Source organism: Mesorhizobium sp. P3_A9 (assembly GCF_056402975.1).
Map to the genome: position 1 here is coordinate 1 of NZ_JBFUGJ010000575.1, position 2,382 is coordinate 2,382.

Consider the following 2,382-nt stretch of genomic DNA (forward strand, 5'->3'; position numbering starts at 1 on the left):
TTCCTCGCCCCCACGCAGTGGGGGAGAGGTGGCCCGGCGAAGCCGGGACGGAGAGGGGGACGCCCTCAACCAAGCCAAAGCCGGTTGAGGATGGAGCACGAGATCACTTGTTTCGCCGTGTCGCCTTCTCGTCGACCGTCGGCGCTGCCCCCGCTCCGTCTCGGGCTTCGCCCGATCCACCTCTCCCCCGCGTTGCGGGGGCGAGGAACCCAAGTCCTGTAAGGCCGAGCCTCCATCCAGAACTACGCAACCCAAGGAACCACCCCATGCCCAAAAAGACCAGAGCCGCCAAACCGCAGGCGCCGAAACTCCCCAAGGGCGAGGCCGAGCAGGTGCGCATCCGCCGCGAGGTCGGCCATGATTTCGCGCTSARSGACGACGCCTTCGGCCGCAAGCGCCTGGCCGCCGGCACGGCTGAAGCGCGGCGCGTCTACGAGGTGTCGAATGACGGCTACACCTCCACCGGCGGCATTGTGCGGGTGCGCACCATCGATCCGCTCGTCGGCATCACCTCGCTGTCGCGCCAGCAGCGCGAGGCCGGCCAGCGCTACCGCGAGGACTTCCAGTGCAGCCACCAGGCCAGCGTCAAACCGATGCGCTGGAGCGAACGCGTCGACGGCGGCCGCCATGGCGGTGGCATCGCCGACAGCGTCCTCGATGCCGGCCGCGCCCACGCCGCCGCCACCAGGGCGCTGGGGCACTGGGAGGTCGCGGCGGTGGCGCAAAAAGTCTGCTGCGTGGGGGAGTCGGTCAAAGGCGTGGCGGAACAGACAGGCGAGGGCAGGGACGTGGTGACGAAGCTGCTGAAAGTCGGGCTGGATCTGCTGGCGGTGCATTATGGGATGATGATGGGGAGGTGAGGGCGCCTTGAACAGGTCGACAGCCTAGCCTAGAACTTGGTCGACAATTGCCTCTAGCATTTCATCACGATGGCGCAGTTTTGGTGGGTCAATCATAATCAAACAGCCCGCCAAGAGATTGATGGGCAGTACCTCTGGTCTCCGAAAACTGAAAGCAACGGCGCGCGCAGCGAGTTCTATAACAACATGCGTCGAGCCACGCCCGGCGATCTAGTCATGTCGTTCTTCGATCAAGCCATACGCTATGTCGGCCGAGTGGCTGAGTTCGCCTTTACAGCGCCTAAGCCGCCCGAATTCAAGGAAGCTGGATCTTATTGGAACCAGGAAGGCTGGCTTCTCCCTGTATTCTGGACACCGCTTTTGCCGCCGGTGCGCCCGAAGGCATTGATAAATGTGCTGGGGCCGCTTTTGCCCGACAAGTATTCACCAATTAATGCCAGCTCCGGATCTGGCAATCAAAAGGCCTACTTGGCAAGTGTCTCGCCTGAGGTGTTTCAAACGATCGTCGATGGCGCGGCCTTTGACGGCGCCGCTCTGGCGCGTGGCGGTGCCAACAGCCTTACCTTTGAAGTAGTCAATGAACTGCTAGAAAACGCAGTTGAGCGTCGGATCAAGGAAGATCTCACCCTTGAGGACACCGTTAAGAAAAGCGTGATTCAAGCGCGGCGCGGCCAGGGGAAATTTCGTGCGAATGTTGAAACTATCGAGCGCTCGTGCCGGCTTACTGGCGTCACCAATCCGTCGCTTCTGATCGCCAGCCATATCAAGCCTTGGCGCTTGTGCACATCTGCGCAGGAGCGACTCGATGGCATGAATGGCCTGTTGCTCACGCCAGACGCCGATCACCTGTTTGACCGTGGGTTCATCAGTTTTGGCGACGAAGGCGAGGTTCTTGTCTCCTCACGTGTCGACAAAACAGATTTGCAACGTCTCGGGTTCGAGCAGTTGGCAATGCAGCGCTTTGGTTTCGCCGAAGCCCCCGTCGTCTGGTGTACAGGGACCTTCAGCCCGTCGCAGCAAGGCTATCTAGCACATCATCGTGCAGATGTTTTCGTGTCTTAACGAAGCCCAGTCTCGATGACGATCCGCCCGTATTGTCGGCGGTTCCGGTTAGACGAAATCCAAGCCAATGCGAGTTAACGACCCCCCAAGGCGCTGGACAAGATTTAGCGCATATTCGTATCGCAATTGGGAGACCACTTGCGCCTCCCGTTTCCGCTGCTTCAACCCCCTCGTACCCTTCTCTGTCACGAATACCTCGAATTTAAAGTCATTCGAGAACTCTCCACGCTTGTCTGCGTAGAGCATGTGCCAACCAGGCGCTGAAACGTCGTTTGAAGGATTGTTAAAGCAGAAGCACTTCACGGTGTCGGCTATCCGAAGAAAGATGTAGCGGTTTGTTTGGACGTCTTTGGGGGTCTTACCTTCGGCTATGGGAACTAGCTTAACCGCCATAAAGGGCAACCTCTCACCAAAAATCGCCACTCGGGCCGGTGATAGCTGAGCTGGAACTGTGTCGCAT

At 59.5% G+C, this 2,382-nt stretch carries 3 protein-coding genes; 2 read left to right on the top strand and 1 reads right to left on the bottom strand.

Annotation, left to right across the window (positions count from 1 at the left end; all coding sequences use genetic code 11):
- Positions 1-266: 266 nt before the first annotated feature.
- The gene (locus AC1DX0_RS34705) at positions 267-860 is read left to right on the top strand and encodes a DUF6456 domain-containing protein (protein WP_477358900.1); all 594 of its coding nucleotides are present in this window, start codon (positions 267-269) and stop codon (positions 858-860) included.
- A gap of 69 nt (positions 861-929) precedes the next feature.
- Complete coding sequence (locus AC1DX0_RS34710) at positions 930-1,922, top strand: HNH endonuclease (RefSeq protein WP_477358903.1); 993 nt, start codon at positions 930-932, stop codon at positions 1,920-1,922.
- Between the two features lie 48 nt (positions 1,923-1,970).
- Here AC1DX0_RS34710 and AC1DX0_RS34715 read toward each other — a convergent pair.
- A partial coding sequence (locus tag AC1DX0_RS34715) for a hypothetical protein (RefSeq protein WP_477358906.1) occupies positions 1,971-2,382 on the bottom strand: 412 nt, incomplete at its 5' end.

Excerpts from the sequence above, each read along its gene's own strand:
- AC1DX0_RS34710 (WP_477358903.1), top strand. The coding sequence starts at position 930 with ATGGCGCAGTTTTGGTGGGTCAATCATAATCAAACAGCCCGCCAAGAG.